19 protein-coding genes are annotated in these 24,605 nt (G+C 72.6%); 18 read left to right on the forward strand and 1 reads right to left on the reverse strand.

Annotation, left to right across the window (positions count from 1 at the left end; translation table 11 throughout):
* Positions 1-140 precede the first annotated feature (140 nt).
* The 17 genes from rho (at position 141) to smc (ending at position 21,508) form a co-directional block, all read left to right on the forward strand.
* Positions 141-1,454, forward strand: a complete 1,314-nt coding sequence (gene rho / locus MLV88_RS15385) for a transcription termination factor Rho (RefSeq protein WP_242339639.1) — start codon at positions 141-143, stop codon at positions 1,452-1,454.
* 133 nt (positions 1,455-1,587) lie between these two features.
* The gene (gene rpmE / locus MLV88_RS15390; protein WP_242339637.1) at positions 1,588-1,959 is read left to right on the forward strand and encodes a 50S ribosomal protein L31; all 372 of its coding nucleotides are present in this window, start codon (positions 1,588-1,590) and stop codon (positions 1,957-1,959) included.
* Positions 1,960-2,081: 122 nt separating this feature from the next.
* Entirely contained in the window at positions 2,082-2,252 is a 171-nt protein-coding gene (locus MLV88_RS15395; RefSeq protein WP_242371803.1) for a hypothetical protein, read from the forward strand.
* A gap of 58 nt (positions 2,253-2,310) precedes the next feature.
* The gene (locus MLV88_RS15400; RefSeq protein WP_242339633.1) at positions 2,311-3,735 is read left to right on the forward strand and encodes a sigma-54-dependent transcriptional regulator; all 1,425 of its coding nucleotides are present in this window, start codon (positions 2,311-2,313) and stop codon (positions 3,733-3,735) included.
* A 146-nt stretch (positions 3,736-3,881) separates the two neighbouring features.
* A complete protein-coding gene (gene gspC / locus MLV88_RS15405) occupies positions 3,882-4,913 on the forward strand; it encodes a type II secretion system protein GspC (protein WP_242339631.1) in 1,032 nt (343 codons plus the stop codon).
* A 20-nt stretch (positions 4,914-4,933) separates the two neighbouring features.
* Positions 4,934-7,675: a type II secretion system secretin GspD gene (gene gspD / locus MLV88_RS15410; RefSeq protein WP_243337902.1), complete on the forward strand. Its 2,742-nt coding sequence runs from the start codon at positions 4,934-4,936 to the stop codon at positions 7,673-7,675.
* Between the two features lie 34 nt (positions 7,676-7,709).
* A complete protein-coding gene (gspE, locus tag MLV88_RS15415; RefSeq protein ID WP_243337904.1) occupies positions 7,710-9,509 on the forward strand; it encodes a type II secretion system ATPase GspE in 1,800 nt (599 codons plus the stop codon).
* 3 nt (positions 9,510-9,512) lie between these two features.
* Positions 9,513-10,742 carry a type II secretion system inner membrane protein GspF gene (gspF, locus tag MLV88_RS15420; RefSeq protein WP_242355897.1) on the forward strand — a complete coding sequence of 410 codons (1,230 nt, stop codon included), beginning with the start codon at positions 9,513-9,515 and terminating at the stop codon, positions 10,740-10,742.
* A gap of 2 nt (positions 10,743-10,744) precedes the next feature.
* A complete protein-coding gene (gene gspG / locus MLV88_RS15425) occupies positions 10,745-11,158 on the forward strand; it encodes a type II secretion system major pseudopilin GspG (protein WP_242339624.1) in 414 nt (137 codons plus the stop codon).
* Between the two features lie 18 nt (positions 11,159-11,176).
* The gene (locus MLV88_RS15430) at positions 11,177-11,950 is read left to right on the forward strand and encodes a pilus assembly FimT family protein (RefSeq protein ID WP_242339622.1); all 774 of its coding nucleotides are present in this window, start codon (positions 11,177-11,179) and stop codon (positions 11,948-11,950) included.
* A complete protein-coding gene (locus MLV88_RS24635; RefSeq protein WP_242339620.1) occupies positions 11,947-12,537 on the forward strand; it encodes a prepilin-type N-terminal cleavage/methylation domain-containing protein in 591 nt (196 codons plus the stop codon). Before MLV88_RS15430 ends, MLV88_RS24635 begins: the two co-directional genes overlap by 4 nt.
* On the forward strand, positions 12,534-13,181 hold the full coding sequence (locus MLV88_RS15440) for a type II secretion system protein GspJ (protein ID WP_242339618.1): 648 nt from the start codon (positions 12,534-12,536) through the stop codon (positions 13,179-13,181). Before MLV88_RS24635 ends, MLV88_RS15440 begins: the two co-directional genes overlap by 4 nt.
* Complete coding sequence (locus tag MLV88_RS15445) at positions 13,181-14,644, forward strand: type II secretion system protein GspK (RefSeq protein WP_243337906.1); 1,464 nt, start codon at positions 13,181-13,183, stop codon at positions 14,642-14,644. The genes MLV88_RS15440 and MLV88_RS15445 overlap by 1 nt, the downstream gene beginning before the upstream one ends.
* A 3-nt stretch (positions 14,645-14,647) precedes the next feature.
* Entirely contained in the window at positions 14,648-16,249 is a 1,602-nt protein-coding gene (gene pilM / locus MLV88_RS15450; RefSeq protein WP_242339613.1) for a pilus assembly protein PilM, read from the forward strand.
* Positions 16,250-16,810, forward strand: coding sequence for a type II secretion system protein GspM (gene gspM, locus MLV88_RS15455; RefSeq protein ID WP_242339611.1), 561 nt, complete (start codon positions 16,250-16,252; stop codon positions 16,808-16,810).
* Between the two features lie 5 nt (positions 16,811-16,815).
* Positions 16,816-17,733: a type II secretion system protein GspN gene (gspN, locus tag MLV88_RS15460; protein WP_242372206.1), complete on the forward strand. Its 918-nt coding sequence runs from the start codon at positions 16,816-16,818 to the stop codon at positions 17,731-17,733.
* Positions 17,734-17,908: 175 nt separating this feature from the next.
* Positions 17,909-21,508, forward strand: a complete 3,600-nt coding sequence (smc, locus tag MLV88_RS15465) for a chromosome segregation protein SMC (RefSeq protein ID WP_243337908.1) — start codon at positions 17,909-17,911, stop codon at positions 21,506-21,508.
* A gap of 225 nt (positions 21,509-21,733) precedes the next feature.
* Here smc and MLV88_RS15470 read toward each other — a convergent pair whose 3' ends face one another.
* Complete coding sequence (locus MLV88_RS15470) at positions 21,734-22,603, reverse strand: C-GCAxxG-C-C family protein (protein WP_242360634.1); 870 nt, start codon at positions 22,601-22,603, stop codon at positions 21,734-21,736.
* A 570-nt stretch (positions 22,604-23,173) separates the two neighbouring features.
* On the opposite strand from MLV88_RS15470, the gene ftsY reads away from it, so the two are divergent.
* Complete coding sequence (gene ftsY / locus MLV88_RS15475) at positions 23,174-24,565, forward strand: signal recognition particle-docking protein FtsY (protein WP_243337910.1); 1,392 nt, start codon at positions 23,174-23,176, stop codon at positions 24,563-24,565.
* Positions 24,566-24,605 lie beyond the last annotated feature (40 nt).

Consider the following 24,605-nt stretch of genomic DNA (forward strand, 5'->3'; position numbering starts at 1 on the left):
CGGCCGGCCGCGCCGTTGACACCTCGGGACGGGCCGCATAGGTTTCCTGCCTCTCCTCCGGTTTCCTCACGAGACCGCACGCAGTCGCGCACCCGCGCCGCGCGCCTCCCGACCGGGCGCCCCGCCTCCCCGAGACAGACATGCCCGCCGCCGTTCAGCCCGCCGCGTCTCCCCCGTCGAGCCTCACCGATCTCAAGCACATGAAGGTCGCGGAGCTCGCGAAGCTCGCCCGCAGCCTGGAGATCGAGGCGGCGGGGGCGATGAAGAAGCAGGACCTCATCTTCGCGATCCTCCAGGCCCAGTCGAAGGTCGCCGAGGAGAAGAAGGAGGACATGGAGGTCGGCGGCGAGGGCACGCTCGAGGTGCTCCCCGACGGCTTCGGCTTCCTGCGCAGCCCCGACTTCAGCTACCTGCCCGGTCCGGACGACATCTACGTCTCGCCCTCCCAGATCCGCCGCTTCAACCTGCGCACCGGCGACACCGTGCGCGGGACGGTGCGCCAGCCGAAGGACGGCGAGCGGTACTTCGCGCTCCTCCGGGTCGACTCCATCAACGGCGAGCAGCCCGAGGAGAACCAGTCGAAGGTCCTCTTCGACAACCTGACGCCGCTCTACCCGACCGAGCGCCTCGCGCTCGAGCACGATCCGAACGAGATGACGACCCGGGTCGTCGACCTGTTCTCGCCCATCGGCAAGGGCCAGCGCTGCCTCATCGTCTCGCCGCCGCGCGCCGGCAAGACGGTCCTCCTCCAGAACATCGCGCACGCGGTCACCACGAACCACCCCGAGTGCACCCTCATCGTGCTGCTCATCGACGAGCGGCCCGAGGAGGTGACCGACATGGAGCGGACCGTGAAGGGCGAGGTCGTCGCCTCGACCTTCGACGAGCCCGCCACGCGGCACGTGCAGGTCGCCGAGATGGTGATCGAGAAGGCGCGGCGGCTGGTCGAGCACAAGAAGGACGTGGTGATCCTGCTCGACTCGATCACCCGCCTCGCGCGCGCCTACAACTCGGTCGTCCCCCCCTCCGGCAAGATCCTGTCCGGCGGCGTCGACTCGAACGCGCTCCACAAGCCCAAGCGCTTCTTCGGCGCGGCCCGCAACATCGAGGAGGGCGGCTCGCTCACGATCATCGGCACCGCGCTCGTCGACACCGGCAGCCGCATGGACGAGGTGATCTTCGAGGAGTTCAAGGGCACCGGGAACTCCGAGATCGTGCTCGACCGCAAGATGATGGAGAAGCGGATCTTCCCCACCATGGACATCGGGAAGAGCGGCACGCGCAAGGAGGAGCTGCTCCTGCCGGCCGACTGGCTCTCGAAGATCTACATCCTGCGCCAGACCATCCTGAACGGCCTCGACAACGTCGAGGCGATGAAGTTCATCCTCGACAAGTTCCGCCAGGTGAAGAACCACGAGGAGTTCTTCAAGATGATGGTGGGCGGGGGCAAGTAGCCGCCCGAGGCGGCGCGCGCACGCCGGGGTTGACGCAACCCCCCGATCCGACTAGATCGCCCAGTTCCACATCATCATCACCGGGCCCGGACCATCGGCAGACCTGCCCGATGCAAGCGGCCCCGAGGTCACCATGAAGGAAGCGCTCCACCCCGACTACAAGCCCGCGAAGGTCACCTGCGCGTGCGGGAACGTCATCGAGACCCGCTCGACGCGCGGCGACTTCCACATCGAGATCTGCGCCCAGTGCCACCCGTTCTTCACGGGCAAGCAGAAGATCATGGACACGGCGGGCCGCATCGAGAAGTTCAAGACCCGCTACGCGGCGACGCCCGCGAAGGCCGAGGCGGCGAAGAAGGCCGAGCCCGTCAAGGCGGAGCCGGCCAAGAAGGCCGAGGCGCCGAAGGAGAACCGCGCGGCGAAGCGCGCCAAGGCGGGCAAGTCGGCGAAGCCCAAGGCCGAGGCGGCGCCCGCCGAGCCGGCCGCCGAGGCGAAGGGCGAGTAGCCCTCGAGAGCTCCGGTGCAGCGACGAGGCGGCGTCCCCCCGGGCGCCGCCTCTCGCATTTCAGGGGTGGGCACACCCCGCACCTTGAACGCGCACGGGGGGACGGTCTACAGGTCGCCGTCGTGCGGCAGGGACTCGTCGAGTACGCGGTCATCACCGGGGCGCTCGTCGCGCTCGCCGCCGGGGCGATCGCGCTCTACGGCGACGAGCTGCGCGTGGCGCTCGGCGTGCGTCCGCAGCCCGCCACGGCCCGTTCCGCCCAGCCCCCCGCCGCGGCGCCGCCCGCGCCCTGACGGCCGCCGCGCCGCGCGCACGTGGGCCCCAGGCCCTCCGCGCTGCTATCCTCGCCCGGTGACCCCGCTCGTCCTCATCGTCGACGACGAGAAGCCCAACCTCGACTCTCTCGCGCGGATCTTCCAGCGCGAGGGCTGGCGCGTCGCGCTCGCGGAGAGCGGGGCCGCCGCGCTCGAGGTGCTGCGGCGCGAGCGCGTCTCCGCGGTGGTGACCGATCTCATGATGCCCGGCATGAGCGGCGAGGAGCTGCTCCGGGCGGTGAAGGCGCTCTCGCCCGAGACCGAGGTCGTGCTCATGACCGCCTACGGGACGGTCGAGACCGCGGTCGCCGCGATGAAGGAGGGCGCCTACGACTTCATCACGAAGCCCGTGAAGCGGCACGCGATCGTGAAGTCGGTCCGGCAGGCGATCGAGCGCGCCTCGCTCGTCGCGGAGAACCGCGCGCTGCGCGCGCAGCTCGCCGAGCTCTCCTCGGGCGCGGTGGGCGGGCTCCTCGGCAACGCGCCCGCGTTCCGCGCCGTGCTCGACACGCTCCGCCAGGCGGCCCCGACCTCCGCGACCGTGCTCCTCGCGGGCGAGAGCGGCACGGGCAAGGAGCTCGCCGCGCGGCTCGTGCACGACCTCTCCCCGCGCGCCGCGGGCCCGTTCGTCCCCATCAACTGCGCGGCGATCCCGGAGAGCCTGCTCGAGTCCGAGCTCTTCGGGCACGAGAAGGGCGCGTTCACCGGCGCCGCGGCCCGCAAGGAGGGGCGCTTCGAGCGCGCCCACGGCGGGACCCTGTTCCTCGACGAGGTCGGGGAGATGTCGCCGTCGGTGCAGGTGAAGCTCCTCCGCTTCCTGCAGGACGGGGTGCTCGAGCGCGTCGGCGGCACCGAGCCCCTCCGGGTGGACGTGCGCGTCGTCGCCGCGACGAACAAGGACCTCGCGGCGGAGGTGAAGGCGGGGCGCTTCCGCGAGGACCTGTTCTACCGGCTCGACGTGGTCTCGGTGCGCCTGCCCTCGCTCCGCGAGCGGCGGGAGGACGTGATGCTGCTCGCGGGCGCGTTCCTGCGTCGCTTCGCCGAGGCGAACGCGAAGCCCATCTCGGGGTTCTCGCCCGCGGCGGTCGCGGCGATCGAGCGGTACGCCTGGCCCGGCAACGTCCGCGAGCTCCTGCACGCCGTCGAGCGCGGGGTGATCCTCACGCGCGGCGAGGCGGTGGAGCTCGGCGATCTGCCCGAGGCGGTGCGGGCCGCGGCGGGCCCGGCCGGCGCGCCGGCGGCCGCCCCGGCCACGCTCGCCGTGCCCCTCGGGACGACCCTCGACGAGATCGAGCGGCTGGTGATCCGCCGCACGCTCGAGCACACCCGCGGCGACAAGAACCTCGCCGCCCAGCTCCTCGGCATCGCCGCCCGGACGATCTACCGGAAGCTCGATCGGGACGAGGAAGGGCGCCTCGTCGAGCCCGTTCCGGGGGGCGACGAGCCGGACGCCGAGCGCTGACAAACTGGCAGCGACTCCAGCTCCCGCGGGTCGCGTTTGCCAAATTGGCATCCAGCGCCGCCACGCCGCCGGTGCGGTGGGCGAGCAGCCGGGATTTCCCTGTGGCATCCAGGGGTTGACCAGGGTATCCGGCACGAGGGCGTGGCATGGCCGTTGCTCCCTCCCCGCGCGGCGCTCCCATGCTCGACCTCTTCTTCCGCAAGTACGCCTGGACGGCGAACCTCGCGCTGCTGTTCGTGGCGGCGTGGCTCGCAGCCAAGACGGTGAACACGCTCGCGGGCGCCGCGATCCGTCCGGAGCCCCGGGCGGACGTCGCGAGCCTCCCCACCGCGCCGCCGCGCCCCACCCTCCCCGCCACGCTCGACGTCGACAAGCTCTTCAAGCTCATCGGACAGGAGCCGCCGCGCGAGGTGGAGGCCGACGTCGCGCAGGCGCCGCTCGCCCCCCAGAACTGCGACGATCCGCACGCCGCGCCGACGAAGAGCGACCTCCGCCTGCAGCTCGTGGTCGGCGTCATCGCCGAGCGGGCGCGCCAGTCCCTCGCGACGATCCTCGACCTCAACACGCGCGAGGCGAAGGTCGTCGGCGTGGGCGACGAGGTCGGCGGAGCGAGGCTCCTCGGGCTCGAGCGCGTGCGGGACGACGCGGACGCCACCGGGAACGGGTTCCGCCTCGTCGCCATCGTCTGCAACAAGGGGACGAAGGAGTACCTCGACTTCGAGGGCGGCTCGGCGTTCGCCTCGGGCGGCGAGGCCTCCGGCAACCTCGGCTTCGCGCCGGTGCCGCCGCCCACGCGCGGCGGGCCCGCGCCGGGTGGCCGCGCGCCCATGGAGGGCGTGCGCGAGGTCGGCCAGAACAAGTACGAGATCGAGCGCGGCGTCATCGACTCGACGCTCGGCAACCTCAACACCATCGCGACCCAGGCGCGCATCGTGCCGTCCTTCAAGAACGGCGCCGCGAACGGGTTCAAGCTCTTCTCCATCCAGCCCAACTCGCTCTACGCCTCGATCGGCATCGAGAACGGCGACGTCATCCAGCGGGTGAACGGATACGAGATCAACTCCCCCGAGAAGGCGCTCGAGCTCTATCAGAAGCTGCGCGAGTCACAGCGCGTGACGATCGAGCTGGAGCGCGGGGGACAGGTCATCCGCAAGGAGTACTCCATCAGCGGCCCGTGACGCAGGGTCGAAAGCCTTCCATGCGCAACCGCCTCGCCACGCTGCTCGTCCTCGTCCCGGCCCTCGTCTCCGCGCAGGTGCCGATCCGTCCTCCCCCCGGCGGCGACACCGCCGGCCCGCGCCCCGCGCCCCCCCGCCCGCCCGCGACGGCCACGCCCGGCGCGCCACGCCCCGTGACGCCCCCCGTGACGCCCCCCGGGGCGCAGGGCCAGAACGGGCGCCCGGCTCGCCCGGCGGCGCAGCAGCCCCAGCAGCCGCAGACGTTCCGCCCCGCGGAGCGCTGCGTCCCGATGCAGGGGCGCTTCATGCTGCAGTTCAACAAGGCCGACATCGCCGACGTGCTCGAGCAGGCGAGCCGCTGGACCTGCCGGAACTTCATGTTCACGGAGGACGTGGCGCGCGGGAAGATCACGCTCCTCTCGAAGACGCCGGTGACCGCGGAGGAGGCGTACGCGGCGTTCATCGCGGCGCTCAACTCGAACAACATCAGCGTGTACCCGACGGGCAAGTACTTCAAGCTCGTCCGGACCGCCGACGCGAAGAAGAACCCGATCCCCACCTACGTGGGCGATCAGGCGACGCCGTACAGCGAGCAGCCGATCACGAAGGTGATCCGCCTGAACTTCGCGGACGCCGATCAGCTCCGCGGGATCATGGGTAACTTCATCTCGCCCCAGGGCGCGGACATCCAGGCGATCCCGCCCAACATGCTGATCGTCACGGACATCGGCCTCAACATCCGGCGCATCGAGCGGCTCATCGAGGCCATCGACCGCGCCGGCGCGGGCGAGCTCGTGCGCATCGTGCAGATCCGCTTCGCGTCGGCGAAGGACATCGCCGACAAGGTGAACCAGATCTTCCAGGCGCAGCAGGGCGGCGCGCGCGGCGCGGGGCGGAGCCGCACCGTGCTCTCCTCGCCGACCTCGCCGGCCCGGCCGGGCGCCATCCCGCCGCGCCCGCCGCAGGCGGCCCCGGACGTGTCCGGCTCCGTGGAGGTGTCGGTCTCCAAGGTCCTCCCCGACGAGCGGACGAACAAGCTCATCGTGATCGCGGACGAGAAGAGCTTCCAGCGGCTCATGGAGCTCATCGAGCAGCTCGACGTGCCGACGAGCGCGGAGGGCGGCATCCACGTCGTGTTCCTCAAGAACGCGAACGCGGAGGAGCTCGCGCAGACACTGTCGAACCTCGCCCAGGGCACGGCGGCCGGGAAGCGCACCGGCACCACCGCGCCCGGCGCTCCCGGCGCGCCCGGCGGGCTCTCGCCGACGCCCGTCCCCACCGCCATGGGCACGCAGCCCGGGGCGCCGCCGTCCGCGCGCCCGGGCGGCGCCTCGGACGTGACCGCGTCGCTCTTCAGCGGCGACGTGAAGGTCACCGCGGACAAGGCGCAGAACGCCCTCCTCGTGCAGGCGAGCGGCGCCGACTTCCAGGCCATCCAGCGGCTCGTGGAGAAGCTCGACCGGCCGCGCCGGCAGGTGTTCGTCGAGGCCGTGATCATGGAGGTGAACCTCAACGACTCGACCCAGTTCGGCGTGGGGGCGCACGGCGTCGTCCCGGTGGACTACAAGGGCGAGAAGGGCTTCATCCCGCTGGCGTCGGAGCCGGGGCGCGTCTCCTCCTTCAACCTCAACAACGTCATCTCGCTCGGCGGGTTCCTGACCGGCTTCAACGGCCCCTCCTCCGGGGTCGTCGAGGATCTCCTCGGCGTGAAGCTCCCGTCGCTCGGGATCCTCGTCCAGGCGCTGCAGTCGAGCTCGGACGTGAACGTGCTGTCGACCCCTCACATCCTCGCCTCGGACAACGAGGAGTCGGAGATCACGGTCGGACAGAACGTGCCGTTCCAGGCGGGCTTCGCGCCGCAGGGGCTCTCCAACCTGCTGTCCGGGACCACCGGCGGGACGTCGGCGCTCGGCTCGACGCTCGGCATCGGCGGGCTCTCCTCGCTCTACGCGCCGATCCAGCGGCAGAACGTGGAGCTCCGGCTCAAGATCAAGCCGCAGATCAACGAGGGCGGCAACGTCCGGCTGGCGATCGAGGAGCAGACCGAGGAGATCGTCGACCGCGACACGCAGCTCGGCCCCACGACCGCGAAGCGCAGCGCGAAGACGCTCATCGTGGCGAAGGACCAGAGCACCATCGTCATCGGCGGCCTCATCCAGGAGCGGAACGTCCGCAGCGTCAAGAAGATCCCGGTCCTCGGCAGCCTGCCGATCTTCGGCTGGCTCTTCCGCGACACGACCACCACGAAGCAGAAGACGAACCTGCTCCTCTTCCTCACGCCGTACATCATCCGGGACGAGACGGACTACCGGCGCATCTACGAGCGCAAGCGCAAGGAGCAGCAGGACTTCATCGAGCAGTTCTACGGACGGCAGCCGAGCTACCAGGTCGCGGTCGACTTCACGCGCAAGGCCGGGCCGTACTCGAAGATCCGGGCGGGCGTGTCGGAGGAGTCCCTGAAGCTCGAGAACGGCGGCACGGGCGCGCCGGGCGAGCGGCTCATCGCGCCGCCGACCGGAGCGCCCCGGCCCGAGCGGGCACCCGCGACGCCCGGGGAGCAGGACGGCGCGCCGACCGAGCCCGAGTCCGGCGTCGCGCCCGGCGACGGGGAGCCCAGCGCCGGGGAGCGTCTCGAGGTCCAGCCCGAGGCGCCCGCGCCGGGCGAGGCCGCGCCCCCCGCGCCGCCGTACGGCGGTGGGCCGCCCGCGGGGCAGCCTCAGCAGCCGCAACCGCAGCCGCAGCCGCAGCCGCCGGAGGAATGATCGGACGCGCCGCGCCCGTTGCACGAGATCTGCCATGTCCGACGAAGAAGCCCGCATCGACGCAGTCCGCCTCCCCGTCCCGCCGCCGCTCCCCGGCGCCGCGCCCGCTCGGCTCTGCGGGAGGCCGCTCGGGGAGATCCTCGTCGCCACCGGCGTGATCGCGCCGGAGCGGCTCGAGGAGGCGCTCCTCGCGCAGCGCGGCGAGCACGCGGGGATGCGCCTCGGCGAGATCCTCGTCCGCGCCCACGCGGTGAGCGAGGAGGCGGTGCTCCGCGCGCTCGCGGCGCAGCTCGACCTCCCGTTCCTGGAGCGGATCGACCCGGAGCGGATCCCGCCCGAGCTGCTGAAGAAGGTGCCCATCAACTTCGCGAAGCAGGCGCGGGTGCTGCCGGTGGGCCACGACGGCGACGCGGTGCGCGTCGCGGTGGCGGACCCGCTCGACACGGCCGCGCAGGACTCGCTCGCGATGCTCCTCGGCGCGGCGATCGCGCCGGAGGTCGTGCCGGGCGCGGTGGTCGTCGACGCCATCAACGCGGTCTACGACCGCGCCGCCGACGAGCACGAGCGGCTCATGGAGGACCTCGAGACCGAGGACCTCGAGTCGGTCGCGCACGAGCTGGAGGAGCCGACCGACCTCCTCGACGCGGACGACGAGGCGCCCATCATCCGCCTCGTCAACTCGCTCCTCTTCCGCGCGGTGAAGGAGCGCGCGAGCGACATCCACATCAACCCGGAGGAGAAGGACATCTCCGTCCGCTACCGCATCGACGGCGTGCTGCGCGAGGTGATCCGCCCCCCGAAGCGCTTCCAGGCGTCCATCTCGAGCCGCATCAAGATCATGGGCGGGCTCAACATCGCCGAGAAGCGCCTCCCGCAGGACGGCCGCATCCGCATCAAGATCGCGGGCAAGGACGTCGACATCCGCCTCTCGACCGTGCCTACCGCGAACGGCGAGCGGATCGTGATGCGCCTCCTCGACAAGTCGAACGTGGTGCTCGACCTCGGTCAGCTCGGGTTCGAGGACTGGCAGCGCAAGATCATGGACGGGCTCATCACGCGGTCGCACGGCATCGTGCTCGTGACGGGCCCCACGGGCAGCGGCAAGACCACGACGCTCTACGCCGCGCTCGCCCAGATCAACTCGCCCGACCTGAACATCCTCACCATCGAGGACCCCGTCGAGATCCCGCTCAAGGGCGTCGGCCAGGTGCAGGTGAACCCGAAGATCGAGCTCACCTTCGCCGGCGGGCTCCGCTCGTTCCTCCGCCAGGATCCCGACGTCATCATGGTCGGCGAGATCCGCGACCTGGAGACCGCGGAGATCGCGATCCAGGCGTCGCTCACGGGCCACCTCGTCCTCTCGACCGTCCACACGAACGACGCCGCCGGCGCGATCACCCGCCTCGTCGACATGGGCGTGCAGCCGTTCCTCGTGGCGTCGTCGCTCGTGGGCGTCCTCGCGCAGCGGCTCGTGCGCGTGCTCTGCCCGGAGTGCCGCGTCCCGTACGTCCCCACGCAGGAGGAGCGCGCGCAGGTGGGCCTCACCGACGCCATCTGGCGCAAGGCGGGGAGCCCGCAGGCCGTGTTCAAGGCGCGGGGCTGCCCGGCCTGCCAGAACACCGGCTACCAGGGCCGCACCGGGATCTACGAGCTCATGCTCGTGGACGACGACGTCCGCCAGCTCGTCCTCAAGAACGTCGACTCCACCACCATCAAGAGGGCCGCCGTCCACCACGGCATGGTCACCCTGCTCGAGCACGGCGCCTACAAGGTCGCCCGCGGCATCACCACGGCGGCCGAGGTGCTCTCCGTGACCGCCGAGGACCTCCACTAGGCCATGCCGGTCTTCCAGTACAAGGCGCTCAACGCCGCCGGCAAGGCGGTGCAGGGGCTCAAGGAGGCGGACTCGCCGAAGACGCTCCGCGCGAACCTCCGCCGCGAGGGCGTGTTCCTCACCGAGGTGCTCGGCGAGGCGCAGGCGAAGGAGCAGGCGAAGCGCGAGGTGAACGTCCGCCGCTGGGTGCTCGGGCGCGTCGGCGCGCGCGACCTCGCCGTCGCGACCCGCCAGCTCGCCGTGCTCGCGCACGCCGGCATCCCGCTCGTCGAGGCCCTCACCGCCCTCGTCGACCAGGTCGAGCACGAGCGGCTGAAGCGGGTGCTCGGCGACGTGAAGCAGCGGGTCAACGAGGGCAGCTCCCTCGCCGACGCGCTGGCCGTCCACCCGCGCGTCTTCTCCACGCTCTACGTGAACATGATCCGCGCCGGGGAGAGCTCGGGCGCGCTCGAGATCGTCCTCGTGCGGCTCGCCGAGTTCACCGAGAGCCAGGCGCGGCTCCGCTCCAAGATCGCGGGCACGATGGCCTACCCGATCGCGATGATGGTCATCGGGACCGGGATCATGGGCATCCTCTTCACCGTCGTGATCCCCAAGATCACCTCGATCTTCGAGAACACCAGCGCGACCCTCCCCTGGTACACCCAGGTGACCATCGGCATCTCGTCGTTCGCGTCGCGCTGGTGGTGGGCGATCCTGCTCGCCGGCGTGGCGGCGGTCTACGGCCTGGCGCGCTGGCGGCGGACGCCGGCCGGGCGCGCCGCCTGGGATCGCGCCGCGCTCCGGGCGCCCATCTTCGGCCCCATCATCCGGCAGATCGCCATCGGCCGGTTCGCGCGGACGCTCTCGACGCTGCTCAAGAGCGGCGTCCCGCTCCTCACCGCCATGGACATCGTGAAGAACATCCTCGGGAACACGCGCCTCGCGGAGGTCATCGAGCAGGCCCGCGACGCCATCCGCGAGGGTGAGTCCATCGCCGCGCCCCTCAAGCGCTCCGGCGAGTTCCCGCCGCTCGTGCACCACATGGTCGCGATCGGCGAGCGCTCCGGCGCGCTGGAGGAGATGCTCGCGAACGTCGCCGACGCCTACGAAGACCAGGTCGAGACGACCATCGCCGCGCTCACGTCGCTGCTCGAGCCGGTGATGATCGTCGCGATGGGCGGCGTCGTCGCCTTCATCGTCTTCTCCGTCCTCATGCCGATCCTCCAGATCAACAACCTCGTAGGAGGCTGACCGTGAAGTCCGCGAAGCTCGCCCGCGCCGCCGCGCGTGGCATGACCCTCATCGAGATCATGGTGGTCCTCGTGATCATCGGCCTCATCGCCTCCGCCGTCGCCGTGAACGTCATCGGCCGGCAGAAGGAGGCCGAGATCAAGAAGGCCACGACCGACGTGCAGAACATCGCCAACCAGGGGGTCGACGCGTTCCGCGTGATGCGCGGCCGCTACCCCTCCACGGAGGAGGGCCTGCGCATCCTCATCCAGGAGGGGTTCCTCAAGGCGAACCAGCCGGACGGCTCCATCAAGGATCCGTGGAAGCACGACTACGTCTACCTCTACCCCGGCCAGAAGAACCCGGACGGCTTCGACGTGAAGTCGAACGGGCCGGACGGCCAGCCCGGCACCGAGGACGACATCGTCAACTACTGAGGACGTCTCCCCGACCTCGTGAGCACCTCACGCGCGAAGCGCGCCCTCCGGGGCGCCGATGCGATGGCGGCGAAGCCGGTCCTCTGGCCGGTGGGCGCACGCGACGCGCCCCCCGGACCGCCGGCTCGCTCCGGCGCAGCCTCGTCCGGCTGCGCCTGCGCTCGCGGCATGGCGGCGTGCGCGCGAGCGCAGCGGGGGTTCACGCTCGTCGAGCTGCTCATCGTCCTCGGGGTGATCGCGCTCGCGACCACCTTCGTGGTGCCCGCCCTCCAGTCCGTCTCCGGCGCGAACGCGCGGAAGGCCGCGGGCGAGCTCGCCGGGTCGATGCGCGCGCTCTTCGACATGGCTGCGCTGCGGCACGCGCGGTGCGCCCTGACGCTCGACCTCGACGGCGCGGCGTGGTGGGCGGACTGCGGCACGGGGCGGGCCGGGAGCGCGCGCGCGGCGGCCGCCGGAGAGGGCGAGGGGGCCGAGTCGCTCGAGGAGCGCTTCCCGGACGAGCGCGACGAGGAGATGCGGCGCCTCCTCGCGCGGACCGAGCTCGGCGGGCTCCCGGACCGGGTCGTGAAGAAGCACGCGCTGCCCGGGAGCGCGCGGTTCGGCCCGGTGAGGGTCGAGGGGCGGCGCGGCGCGATCGAGGAGGGGAAGGCCTACGTCAAGTTCTTCGCGGGCGGGCAGGCGCAGCGCGCCTACGTGCCGATCGTCGACGGCTCGAACCGCTACACGATCGTGCTCGAGCCGTTCACCGGCCGCGCGCGGGTCGTGCCCGGCGACGTGGAGGTGAAGGAGTGACCCGCCGGGCCGCGAGGCGCGGCTTCACGCTGCTCGAGGTGATGATCGCGCTCGCGATCCTCGCCGCGGCGCTGCTCACCGTCTCCGAGATCGTCGGCGGCTCCCTGCGCAACCACGTGCGCGCGCGCCAGCTCGAGGTCGCGACGCTGCTCGCGCGCGGCAAGATGGTGGAGCTCGAGTCGGAGTACGAGCGGAAGGGCTTCCGCGACTTCGACGAGAGCGCGGAGGGGACGTTCGAGGACGCCGGCCACCCCGAGGTGCGCTGGTCGACCGAGGTGGTGAAGCCGCAGGTGGAGCTCTCCGCCGAGCGGATCCTGCAGATGCTCACCGGCGGCGAGGGCGCGCTCGAGGACCTCCTCGCCGCCGCCGCGCCGCAGGCCGGCAAGGGCGGGCCGAAGACCGTCGGCCCGGGCGCGGGCGCCCTCGCGCAGGGGCTCCAGGCGCCGATCACCCAGCTCGGCGAGCAGATCAAGAAGGGCGTGCGCGAGGTGCGGCTCAAGGTGGCGTGGAAGGACGGCAAGCGCGACGAGTCCTTCACGGTGGTGACGCACATGGTGGTGCTCGCGCCCCGGGAGCCCGGCGCGTGAGGAACGCGGGCTTCACGCTCGTCGAGGTGATGATCGCCATCGCGATCACCGCCATCATCGGCGCCATGACGGTGGGCAGCTTCCGCCAGGTGGACCGCGCCTCGGAGATCGTCCGCGGCCAGGCGGAGCGCTACGCCGCCGTGCGCGTCGCGCTGACGCGGCTCTCGCGCGAGCTCACCATGGCGTACCTGTCCGATCACTACGACCGGAACGAGCACCGGGAGCGCCCCACCCTGTTCCGCGGCCGCGAGGACCAGGTGCTCTTCGCGACGCTCGCGCACGAGCGGGTGTCGCCCGACGTGAAGGAGTCGGACGAGGCGGTGGTCGAGTACGTGCTGGAGGCGGACCCGGACCACGCCGGCGAGGAGGCGCTGTTCCGGCGCTCCAAGCCGCGCGTCGACGCCGACCCGGAGCGCGGCGGCCGCAAGGACGTCGTGGCGGACCGGATCACCGCCTTCCGGCTGGGCTACTGGGACCCGAAGCGCAAGGAGTGGGTGCGCGAGTGGTCGACGCGCGCCACGGAGCACGAGAGCGAGCTGCCCGAGCGCGTGCGGATCGAGCTCGAGACGAAGCTGCCCGACGGACGGACCGAGAAGCTCTCGACGGAGGCGCGGATCGCGATCTCGCGGCCGCTCGACTTCTGATGCGCGCGCGCACGACAGCGGGCCGCGGGCGGCCCGGCGGCGGGGAGCGGGGGGCGGCGCTCCTCGTCGTGATCGTCTCGGTCGCGATCCTCACCGCGCTCGCGGCGAACCTCGCCTACGAGAGCCGCGTCTCGCTCGAGATCGCCGCGAACGCGCGCGACGAGCTGCGCGCCACCTACCTCGCGAAGAGCGGCGTCGCGCTGTCGCGGATGGTGCTCGGCTTCCAGCAGCAGCTCGACGACGCGGCGGGCGCCGCGTGCGGGCTCCTCGGGCAGGGGCTGCCCGGCGCGCGCACGCCGGCGGGCCAGCAGCAGCGGCCCGGCGGCGCGAACCCGCCTGCCGCCGCCTGCCCGCGACCGCAGATCTGGAGCGCGGTGCCGGTGAGCTCGACGCTCGTGCAGTCGCTGTTCGGCGGAGCCGGTCAGGAGGCTCCGGCGGCGGGAGCCTCGCCGGCAGGGGCGGCGGGCGGCGCGCGCCCGCCGGCGGCGTTCGGCGAGTTCGAGGGAGCGTTCGAGGCCAAGATCGAGGACGAGGGGCGCAAGGTGAACGCCCAGCTCGACGCGCGCGAGATCAGCGGCCCGGCGCGCATGCAGGTGCAGGGGCTCTACCAGCTCATCTGCGATCCGCGCTTCGACCGGATCTTCGAGCGCGAGGACGCGAACGGGGTCCGCACGAGCCGCCAGGACCTCATCGTCCACCTGCGCGACTGGATCGACGACGACAAGGTCTCGTCGTCGCTCGTCGCGGGCTTCCCCGGCGCGGCCTGCCTCATGGAGGCCGGGGACCCGCCGTTCGAGCCGGGCTTCGGCGACGAGAACTTCCCCTACGACAAGGGCGAGGATCGCTACCGGGCGAAGAACGCGCGGCTCGACTCCATCGAGGAGCTGTACCTCGTCGCGGGCGTCTCCGACGTGTTCATGGCGGCGTTCGGCAACCGTCTCACGGTGTACCTCCCCGTGGAGGCCCCCCGGAACGTGAACACCCTCGACCGGCGCGACCTCGTCGAGCTGGCGCGGCTCATCGCCGATCCGCCCTCCCAGCCGTTCCTGCTCGACCCGGAGTTCGGCGCGAAGCTCCAGAAGGCCATCGCCGACCTGACCCTGAACGGCCTCATGACGATCACGCCGCTCCAGTTCGCCGAGATCGTGAGGGGGCTCCAGGTGAGCGTCAACACCGCCGCCCTCTCCCCGTCGAGCGGCAAGCAGTTCCTCACGGACCGTTCGTACGTGTTCCGCATCCGCTCGGCCGGCACCGCCGGCGCGGTGACGAAGAGCGTCGACGCGGTCGTGAGCTTCGATCCGAGCCAGAACCGCGATACGCAGACGCAGACGCAGGCGCCGCTCCAGGGCCAGGACCCCGCTCAGGCCCAGGCGCTGGCGCAGCTGCAGACCCAGGCGCAACAGCTCCAGACGGCCGCCACCGGCGTGAAGCCGAGCCGGTTCCTGCGCTGGCGCGAGGAGTGACGGATGGCGCAGAGGAACCTCGGCCTCGATCTCGGGGCCCACGCGGTGAAGGGGGTGCTGCTCGACAGCACCTACCGCGGCTACGCCGTGGTGGACACGGCGCGCGTGCCGGTGCAGGCGGCGACGGAGGGCGGCCCGCCCCTCGTGGCGCGGCAGGCGGAGGCCGTGCGCGCGCTGCTCGCGGAGCGCGGCTGGCGGCCCGACGCGGTGATCACCGCGTTCCCGGGCGCGGCCGCCTCCTCGCACGTGCTCACCCTCCCCTTCACGGATCCGCGCCGGATCGAGCAGACCGTGGGGTTCGAGGTGGAGGGGCAGATCCCCTTCGATCTCGAGGACGTCGCGTGGGACTGGCAGCCGCTCCACGCGCACGACGGCAAGACCGACCTCCACGTCGCAGTCGTCCGCAAGGAGGAGCTCGCCGCGCTCGTGGCCGCGCTCGGGGACGCAGGCGTCGACCCGCGCGCCGTCGTGCCGGCCGGCCCGGCGTACGCGGCGCTCTTCGCGACCGGCGCGGTGGCCGGCGAGGAGGCGCCGCCCGCCGAGCCCGGCGCGCTCGTCCCCGCGGACCTGATCCTCGACGTCGGGCACGAGCGGACGAGCGTGTGCGTCGTCGCGGGCGGCCTGGCCGAGGCGGCGCGCACGTTCCCGTTCGGCGCGGCCCACCTCGCCCGCGTCGTGAGCCGCGACCTCGGGCTCTCCGAGGCCGACGCCCTCGCGGCGGTCGTCTCCCGCGACGCCCGCGACCCCCGCGTCGACGAGGCGCTGCCCCGCGCGCTCGCCCCCCTCGTGCGCGAGCTGCGCGCGACGCTCCGGGCGTGGCGCGCGCGCGCCGGCGCGCGCCCGGTCCGGCGGTTCGTCCTCTGCGGCGAGCTCGCCCGCCTCCCGGCGCTCGCGGAGGCGGTCGCGCCGGAGGCGGAGGGGGCGATCGGGCCGCTCGAGCTCGCCGGCCCCGCCGCGGAGCGGATCGCGCCCGAGGACGCGCCCGGCCTCGCGCTCGCCCTGGCCCTCGCGCTGCGCGGCCACCAGGGCGCGCGCGCGCCGCGCCTCAACCTGCGCCGGGGCGCGCTCGCCTACACGCGCGACTTCGAGCACGTGAAGGGGAAGGTCACGCGCCTCGGCGTGTTCGCGGCGCTGCTCGTCGTGCTCGCCGTGATGAGCTCGGGCGTGCGGCTCTTCGCGCTCGCCCGGCAGGAGAAGGCGCTCGACGACGCGCTGTGCGCGTCGGAGCAGCGCATCCTCGGCAAGTGCTACGCGAGCTTCGAGGAGGCGCAGGCCATCCTGCGCGGCCGCGGGACGCCCGGCGCGGCCATCCCGCGGGTCTCCGCGGTCGAAGTGTTCGCCGAGCTCGCGCAGCGCGTGCCGGACGTGCCGCTCCGCCTCGACCGCATGGAGGTCACGAAGGACAAGCTCCACCTCCAGGGCACGACCGACGCCGCCGAGAACGTCGACAAGATCGTCTCGGCGCTGCAGGCCTCGCGGTGCTTCGGCGACGCGCGCTCCGGCGGCGCGCGCCGGCGCGGGTCCGACGGGAAGTTCGAGTTCTCCATCGACGCGGGGATCACCTGCCTCGAGTCGGGCCCGGCGGCGCCGGGCGGGAGGGGATAGATGCTGGAGCGGCTCCGGAAGCTCCGCGCCGACGCGGAGGCGTGGCTCGCCAAGCTGTCTCAGCGCGAGCGCGTGATGGTGACCGCCGCGGCGGTCGCGGTGGTCGCGTTCGTCGTCTGGCTCGTCTCGTTCCAGATCTCCTCGGGCATGGCGGCCCGCGAGGAGCGCATCGACCAGAAGACCAAGGTGATGTCGCAGTTCGGCAAGCTGGCCGAGGGCTACCGCCGCAACCAGGCGGAGCGCAGCGCCCTGGAGGCGCGCCTCAAGGGCCAGCCCATCCAGCTCATGAGCCACATCTCCCAGGCGGGCGCGGCGCTCGGGATCGAGGTGAACGACCTGCGGCCGACCGGCGCGCCGGCCGACCTCGAGGGGATCCGCGAGGAGTCGGTCGAGGTGAACCTCGCCCGCATCGATCTCCCCCGGCTCGCGCGCCTCCTCCAGTCGCTCGAGCGCGGCGCCGGCGTGGTCAAGGTCCGCCGGATCCGGGTCTCCACCCGCTCGGACGATCCGGCCCTCGTCGACGCCACCCTCGTCGTCTCCACGTACCAGCTCCGGACCTGAGCGCCATGACGATCGACTGGAACCGCTGGCGCCCGCGCCTCCTCTACGGCGCGTTCACCTTCGCCGCCTTCCTCCTCGCCCTCCGGCTCACCTTCCCCGCCGACGCGGTGAAGCAGCGCATCGTCCTCGAGGCCGCCGCGCGCGGCTGGCAGGTCGACATGGCCGACGTGGGGCCGGGCGGGATCGCCGGGATCCACGCGGAGGGCGTGACCGTCGAGGCCGCCTCCGGCCTCAAGGTCCCGCTCGACGAGCTCACCGCGTCGCTCAGGCTCCTGCCGCTCCTCACGGGCAGGCGCAGCGTCGCGTTCGACGCGCGGCTGTACGACGGCGAGGTGGAGGGAACGGCAGACCTGTCCGGCGACGAGCGGGAGATCGCCCTCGCGGCCAGGGGGGTGGACCTCGCGCGCGCGCTGCCGCTCCGCAAGGCCTCGGGCCTCGACCTCACCGGGAAGCTCTCGGGCAAGGTGGCGCTGACGGTGCCCGCCGCGCCGAACGGACAGCCGAAGGGCCGGATCGACGTGACGGTGACGGAGGCCGGCGTGAACGGGGGGCAGCTCCCGGTCCCCGGGATGACGAGCGGCCTCGTTCTCCCGAAGCTCGGGCTCGGCGAGCTCGTCGCGGCGGTGAAGCTCGACCAGGGGAAGGCCACCTTCGAGAAGCTCGAGGCGAGAGGCGGCGACGCGGACTTCACGGCCGACGGGCTCTACGCCGTGCTGCAGCCGCGCATCGAGTACGCCCCCATCTCCGGCAAGGCGAAGCTCAAGGTGAAGGACGCCTTCTGGGCGCGCCGCGAGACGCAGGCGTTCAAGGGGGTCGCCGAGGCGGCCCTCGCCTCCTCGCGCGGTCGCGACGGCGCATGGAACTTCCAGATCGCGGGGAGCGTCTCGAGGCCGCAGCTCCGGCCCGTCCAAGGGGGCCAGTAGCCAGCCTTCGAGGGCCTGGCGGCGTGGCGATACATGCCTCGTCACGCAACGCCGCGTTCTCATGGGCGAAATCGGACCCGGGCCCCACGTGGTCCGGGCCGGACTGGGGGAAAACCTCCCTCTGATCAAGGGCTTCCCTTGAAGCCGCCCATGGGGTCGTGATATCGGGTTCGCCATGCGCATCCGGCGGCTCGACATCGTCGGCTTCAAGTCGTTCATGGACAAGACCGTGGTCGCCTTCGACGAGGGCGTCACCGGCGTTGTCGGCCCAAATGGGTGCGGGAAGTCCAACGTCGCGGACGCGATCCGCTGGGTGCTCGGCGAGCAGTCCGCCCGGCACCTGCGCGGCCGCTCGATGGAGGACGTGATCTTCAACGGCTCGGAGACGAAGCCGCCCCTCTCCATGGCGGAGGTGCTGCTCACCTTCGAGAACGACCGCCCGAGCGAGCTGCCGACCCAGTACCAGGGGTACTCCGAGATCACCGTCGGGCGCCGCCTGTTCCGCAGCGGCGAGTCCGAGTACCTCGTGAACGGCGTGCAGTCGCGGCTGCTCGACGTGAACGACATCTTCTTCGGCTCGGGCGTCGGCCGGACCGCGTACTCGATCATCGAGCAGGGCCGCATCGGCCAGATCGTGTCCGCCCGCCCCGAGGACCGGCGGGCGATCATCGAGGAGGCCGCCGGCATCACGAAGTACAAGAAGCGGCGCGAGGCGGCGGAGCGGAAGATGGAGGCGACGCAGCAGAACATGCTGCGCGTCGCGGACATCGTGCAGGAGCTCGGCAAGCAGCTCGAGAGCCTGAACCGCCAGGCGCGCAAGGCGGAGAAGTACAAGGCCCTGCGCGCGCAGATCCGCGAGCTCGAGCTCCGGGCGGCGGCGGCGCGCTACCTCGAGCTCACCGCGACCCGCCGCGCCGCCGAGGATCGCCACGCGACGCTCAAGGCCGAGGAGGCCGAGGTCGTGGCGCGCCTCGCCGAGCTCGACGGCGGGATCGACGGCGATCGTGCGCTGCTCGCCGAGAGCGAGGGGCGCCTCGCCGAGCTCGGCGCCAAGGAGCACGCGCTCGAGAGCCAGGCGCGGGTCTCCGAGGTCTCGGTCGAGGCCGCCGCGCGCGAGCTCGAGCAGATCGCGGAGCGGACGCGCGCGCAGGCCGCCGAGGTCGAGGCGCTGAAGGCGCAGGCGGAGGCGCTCGCGCAGGAGCGCGAGGCGCTCCTCCAGCAGCGCGACGATCTCCAGTCGCTCGTCACCACCGACGAGACCCGGCTCGTGGACGCCGAGGCCGCGCTCCGCGACGCGGGCCGCGAGCAGGGCGCGCTGCAGGGCGAGGCGGATCGGGCGCGCGCCGCGGCCGGGGCCGCGCTCTCCGAGGCGACCAGCCACAAGAGCCAGCTCGCGCAGCTCGAGCGGCAGCGGCTCGACCTGCGCGGCCGCATCCAGAAGAACCGCGGCGAGGCCGACGACCTCGCCCAGCGCGCCTCCCAGCTCGACGGCTCGCGCTCGCGCTTCGTCGAGAAGCTCGGCCAGACCCGCCAGCTCAAGCTCCGGCTCGACGAGCAGCGCGGCGCGCAGGAGGAGATGCTCGAGCGGACGCGGGCCGAGTTCATCCAGAACGAGGCGCGGCTCATCACGATCCGCGAGGAGCTCGCCGACAAGCGCTCGCGCCTCAACAGCCTCCTCGAGATCGTCCGCAACTACGAGGGCTACGGCCGCGGGGTGCGCAGCCTCATGACCCGCGCCGGCCAGGCGGAGGCGCGCGACCGCGGCGTCTTCGGCCTCGTCGCCGACGTCGTGTCCGCGCCGGCCGAGTACGAGAACGCCATCGAGGCGGTGCTGGGCGAGCGGCTCCAGTACGTCATCGTCGAGAGCCACTCCCAGGGCGTCGAGGCGATCGACTACCTGAAGTCCGCCGCCGAGGGGCGCGCCTCCCTCATCCCGATGGCGCGCCTGCGCGACGCGGCCACGGCCGGCCCCGCGCCGGACCTCGGCGGCCACCCCGGGGTCGTCGCGAGCTGCCTCGACGTCATCCGCTTCGAGTCCTCGTACGAGAAGGTCGTCCGCTTCCTGCTCGGCGACGCGCTCATCGTGCGCGACCTCCCCGCCGCGCTCGAGCTCTGGCAGCAGAGCGGCGACAAGCGGACGCTCGTGACGCTCGACGGCGAGGTGCTGGACCCCTACGGCGTCGTCACCGGCGGCCCGCTGGAGGGCGAGGGGCACGGCGCGCTGCAGCGGCGGCGCGAGGCGCAGGAGCTCGAGGACGTCGTCCGCGGGTTCGAGGCGGACTTCTCGCTGGCGCAGGAGCGGCACCGCACCCTGCAGGCGCGCCTCCTCCAGCTCGAGGCGGCGCTGAAGAGCCTCGACAAGGACGGCCGCGAGAAGGAGCTCGCGCTCCTCGACCAGGAGAAGGATCTGGCCCGCGTCGGCGAGGAGCTCGAGCGCGTGGGCGAGCGGATGGGCGCCCTCGAGATCGAGCGCTCGCAGCTCGAGGAGACGCTCGCGGCGTTCTCGCGCGAGGAGGAGGAGCACCGCGTCGCCGCGGCGACCGCCGAGGCGGAGGTCTCGCGCGCCGAGGAGCGCGCCCGCGACGCCGTCCTCCGGCTCGAGCAGACCCGCCAGCGCGGCGACGTCCTCACCGCCGAGCTGATGAACCTCAAGGTGAAGGTCGCCGCCGACGCCGAGCGCCGCGAGGGGATCGGCGCCGCGCTGAAGCGCATCGACGACGCGCGGCGCGAGGTGGACGAGCGGCGGGCGCGCCTCTTCGCGGCGCTGTCCGAGGCGAACGCGCGCGCGGCCGAGCTGCGCAGCCGGCTGGACGGCACGCGCGTCGATCTCGACCGCCTGTCGCAGGACCTCGCCGGCGTCCGGGAGGAGCTCTCCCGGGCCCGCGCCGAGCACGAGGGGCGCGCCGCCGCCTCGCGCGGCCGCGAGGCCGAGGCCCGCGAGCTCCGCACCCGCGCCGAGGCGGCCCGGAGCGCGATGGGCGAGGCGGCGCTCACGGCGCGCGAGCACGCCCTCGAGCTCACCCACCTCGAGGAGCAGACGCGCGAGCGGTGCCAGGCGGAGCTCAAGTGGGAGGTGGCGCGCTTCCACCTGGAGCGGCCGCCGGGCGAGGCCGAGCGCGAGCGGCTCGACGACCTGAAGGCGCAGTCCGAGCGGATGGGCGCCATCAACCTGACCGCGATCGAGGAGTACGACGACCTCGCCCGCCGCCACGAGTTCATGAGCACCCAGAAGGCGGACCTCGAGCGCTCGCTCGCCGATCTCAAGGCCGCCATCGTGAAGATCAACCGCGCCTCGCGCGAGCGCTTCCAGGAGACGTTCGACCTCGTGAACGAGAAGTTCCAGGCGGTCTTCCCGCGCCTGTTCAACGGCGGCCGCGCCGGGCTCGTGCTCACGCAGGCGGACGGCGACGGGGAGGCGGGCGTCGAGATCTTCTCGCAGCCGCCCGGCAAGAAGCTGCAGAGCGTGAACCTGCTCTCCGGCGGCGAGAAGGCGCTCACCGCCGTGTCGCTCATCTTCGCCATCTTCCTCATCAAGCCGACGCCGTTCTGCCTCCTCGACGAGGTCGACGCGCCGCTCGACGACGCGAACGTCGGCCGCTACAACGAGATGGTGAAGGAGATGTCGAAGACCTCGCAGTTCATCCTCATCACGCACAACAAGCGCACGATGGAGATGGTGGACACGCTCTACGGGGTCACCATGCAGGAGCCGGGCGTCTCGAAGCTCGTCTCCGTCCGGCTCTCCGAGCGCACCAAGGAAGCCGCCGCGGCCTGAACGTCACCGTCGCGCAGCCGCGCAGCTGCCAGGGCCCCCGGCGACGGCGGCCGGCGTTCGCGGGAGGGCCCCGCGCAGCGCGCGGGAGGGGCGAAGCCCCTCAGGCGGGGAACGGTCGCGAGCCCGCGAACGCGGGCGCGACCGTTCACGGGACCCGCCGAGCAGGGGTGGGGACCCCGACGACGGCGGCCAGCCGTCGGCGGGGCGGGGGCGCAGCCCCCGTGTCTACATCGGATGCCCCGTCGCCTTGTCGGAGTGGCAGGTCGTGCAGGTCATGCCGCTCGCCACGGGCTCCGTCGTGCTGGTGCCCGGGTGGCACACGAGGCACGTCTTCGACGCGTCGTCGATGGGCGCCGCCGTGAACGCCTTCGTCTCGAGGTAGGTGTTGAGCAGCTCGGCCACCTTCCCGGCGACGTCCGCCGTGAGGCGGGCGCAGCGCGCCTTCTTGTCCGCGCCCGTCGCGGAGACGCCGTTCGCGGCGCACCAGCCGGACACCGACGCGTGGCACAGGTGCGCGCCGGGGACCTGCTGCAGGTTCACGAGGTTCCCCGCGCTGAAGTCCTTCACGAGCCCGGTCTCGCCCGCGTTCACGGCCTGCGGGGTGTACTGCGGGAAGCTCGCGCCCTCGTACCAGCGCATGAGGTCGGTCATGATCGCCGCGCGCGCGGTCGCGTCGGCGACCACCATGTTCGTCACGAGCACGCTGCCGAGGAGGGCGCCGCAGATGCTGCCGTAGCTGGCGATCCCGCCTCCGCCGAACTTGCCGAAGTCGAGCGGGAGCAGCGTGAACGGCGCGCCGGCGGTCTGGGCGAGGTGGCCCAGGAGAGCGCTGTACGCGCCGTGGCAGCAGCCTCCGGCGTAGTACCCCTGGTACGCGGCCTCGCGGATCGGCGTCGGATCGAGCCGGTACCCGGCAGGAAGGTGCTGCTCGTACGGGAAGTCGGCGACCTGCGGTCCCGCCGGCTCCTGTGGCGTCTGCTGCGGGGCCGGGTCCGAGTCCGAGCCGCAGGCCTGAAGGACGCCGAGCGTCACGGCGCCGCCGAGCGCGAGGCCGGCGCGACCCAGCAGGTTTCTACGGGAGAGTTCCTTGGTCACGATGAGCTCCTTCGATGACTGCGAGTTGAATCCGGCGTGCCGCGCCTCGCGCGGTCTCTGACGGCAGCGGCGGGATCAGTCGACACGCCGTTCGCGACCGTACCGGACGGCCCCGGCGTTAAGTCAATGATTTCGCTGAAGAATCCGTAACCCCGCGCCGACCCGGGGAGATCGCGCTGACCTTCGAGGGAAGGGTTAACGCCCTGCGTAAACGATGCGTCTGGCTCGTGATTTCGCGACAGACCGCCGCGCCCGCGCGCCGCCGCGCGGCCACTGCGGCGAGCGACCGCGCTCCGAGTTGATTTCATGTCACGACTGCGCCGCCGGATGCGCTGGACGGTCGCACGCTCCCGGGGACCTCCGGCCTTGCCTTACCGGGGGAGGCGCGAACCGATTTCGCGGCGTCGGGAAAGCTCCGCCGGAAGGCTGCGCGTTGACACGCCGTTCCGCCGGCCTCTATAGAGTGCCGACTTTCCTGGCGCGCGCCGGGTCCGGCGGACGAGCCGCCCCGGGGCGCGCGGAGTCCGGGGGCCGGAGGCTTCCGCCCCCAAAGCTCGAACGGAGCCCCGCGTGCCGCCGCGTCCCCCGTCCTTCCTCGAGACGCTGACCCCGAACGATTGGATCGCCATCGCGATCGTCGTCCTCCTCGCCCTCCTCATCGTGGTCGCCGCGATCCGGATCGCGCGCCGCCGCCGGGTGCCGCCGGGGCCGCCTGTCCCGGCCGACGAGATCGAGCGCGAGCTCACCGGCTCGGAGGCGCTCCCGCCCCCGTCGGCGAAGCTGCCGCCGCCCGTCGCCCCGCCGCCGCAGGTGCCCGCGCCGCGAGGCGAGCCCGGCCTGCCCCGCGAGGCGGAGGAGGCGCGCAAGAAGGAGGACTACCGCCGCAAGAAGGAGGCCGAGCGGCTCGAGCGCGAGCGCCGGCAGCGCGAGCGCGAGGAGGGCGAGGCGAGGGCGCGCGAGGAGGCGGCGCGCGCCGCGCGCGAGGCCGAGGAGGCGAAGCGCCGCGAGGAGGAGGAGCGCCGGCGGCGCGCGGAGGCCGAGGCGGGCAAGACGCTCGCCGCCGGGCTCGAGAAGACGCGCGGCGGCTTCATGGCGCGGCTCAACGCCCTGTTCTCGGGCGGGCGCCTCGTCGACGACTCCGTGCTCGCCGACCTCGAGGAGGTGCTGTTCACCGCCGACATCGGCGTGAAGACCGCGACGAAGCTCCTCGAGTCCGCCCGCGAGAAGGTCCGGCGGCGCGAGCTCTCGGATCCCGAGCGGCTGAAGGACGCGCTGCGCGAGGAGATCGCGCGCATCCTGGCGCTGGGCGGCGATCCCTCCGCGGCGCGCCCGCTCGAGCTCGGGGCGGCGCGCCCGTGGGTGGTGATGGTCGTGGGCGTGAACGGGTCGGGGAAGACGACCACCATCGGCAAGCTCGCCTCGAAGCTCCAGGGGGACGGGAAGCGGGTCCTCCTCGGCGCGGGCGACACGTTCCGCGCCGCCGCCGGAGAGCAGCTCGAGATCTGGGCCGAGCGCGTGGGCGCGCCCATCGTGCGCGGCAAGGAAGGCGCCGACCCCGCGAGCGTCTGCTTCGAGGCGGTGCAGCGCGGCGCGCAGGACGGAATGGACGTCGTGCTGTGCGACACCGCCGGGCGCCTCCACACGAAGGCGCCGCTCATGGAGGAGCTGAAGAAGGTGAAGCGCGTCATCGGCAAGGCCGCCGAGGGCGCGCCGCACGAGGTGCTGCTCGTCCTCGACTCCACGAACGGCCAGAACGCCATCGCGCAGGCGCGCCAGTTCCACGAGGCGCTCGGCGTCACCGGCATCGTGCTCACGAAGCTCGACGGCACCGCCAAGGGCGGCGTCGTCATCGGCATCTGCGACGAGCTCGGGATCCCGGTACGCTACGTGGGCGTCGGCGAGAGCGTCGCGGACCTGCGGCCCTTCCTGCCCGGCGAGTTCGTCGAGGCGCTGTTTGATTAGAACGGGGCGGCGGCTCGCTCGCTGAGCACTGACCAGGCCA

This window comes from Anaeromyxobacter soli, from assembly GCF_022808855.1.
Taxonomy (GTDB): Bacteria; Myxococcota; Myxococcia; order Myxococcales; family Anaeromyxobacteraceae; genus Anaeromyxobacter; species Anaeromyxobacter soli.

What these genes read in the sequence shown, in the direction of transcription:
- gspC (WP_242339631.1), top strand. Translation starts at nt 3,882, where the DNA reads ATGGCCGTTGCTCCCTCCCCGCGCGGCGCTCCCATGCTCGACCTCTTC.
- MLV88_RS15445 (WP_243337906.1), top strand. Translation starts at nt 13,181, where the DNA reads ATGCGCGCGCGCACGACAGCGGGCCGCGGGCGGCCCGGCGGCGGGGAG.
- pilM (WP_242339613.1), top strand. Translation starts at nt 14,648, where the DNA reads ATGGCGCAGAGGAACCTCGGCCTCGATCTCGGGGCCCACGCGGTGAAG.
- gspM (WP_242339611.1), top strand. Translation starts at nt 16,250, where the DNA reads ATGCTGGAGCGGCTCCGGAAGCTCCGCGCCGACGCGGAGGCGTGGCTC.
- rho (WP_242339639.1), top strand. Translation starts at nt 141, where the DNA reads ATGCCCGCCGCCGTTCAGCCCGCCGCGTCTCCCCCGTCGAGCCTCACC.
- smc (WP_243337908.1), top strand. Translation starts at nt 17,909, where the DNA reads ATGCGCATCCGGCGGCTCGACATCGTCGGCTTCAAGTCGTTCATGGAC.
- gspF (WP_242355897.1), top strand. Translation starts at nt 9,513, where the DNA reads ATGCCGGTCTTCCAGTACAAGGCGCTCAACGCCGCCGGCAAGGCGGTG.
- gspE (WP_243337904.1), top strand. Translation starts at nt 7,710, where the DNA reads ATGTCCGACGAAGAAGCCCGCATCGACGCAGTCCGCCTCCCCGTCCCG.
- gspN (WP_242372206.1), top strand. Translation starts at nt 16,816, where the DNA reads ATGACGATCGACTGGAACCGCTGGCGCCCGCGCCTCCTCTACGGCGCG.
- gspD (WP_243337902.1), top strand. Translation starts at nt 4,934, where the DNA reads ATGCGCAACCGCCTCGCCACGCTGCTCGTCCTCGTCCCGGCCCTCGTC.
- rpmE (WP_242339637.1), top strand. Translation starts at nt 1,588, where the DNA reads ATGAAGGAAGCGCTCCACCCCGACTACAAGCCCGCGAAGGTCACCTGC.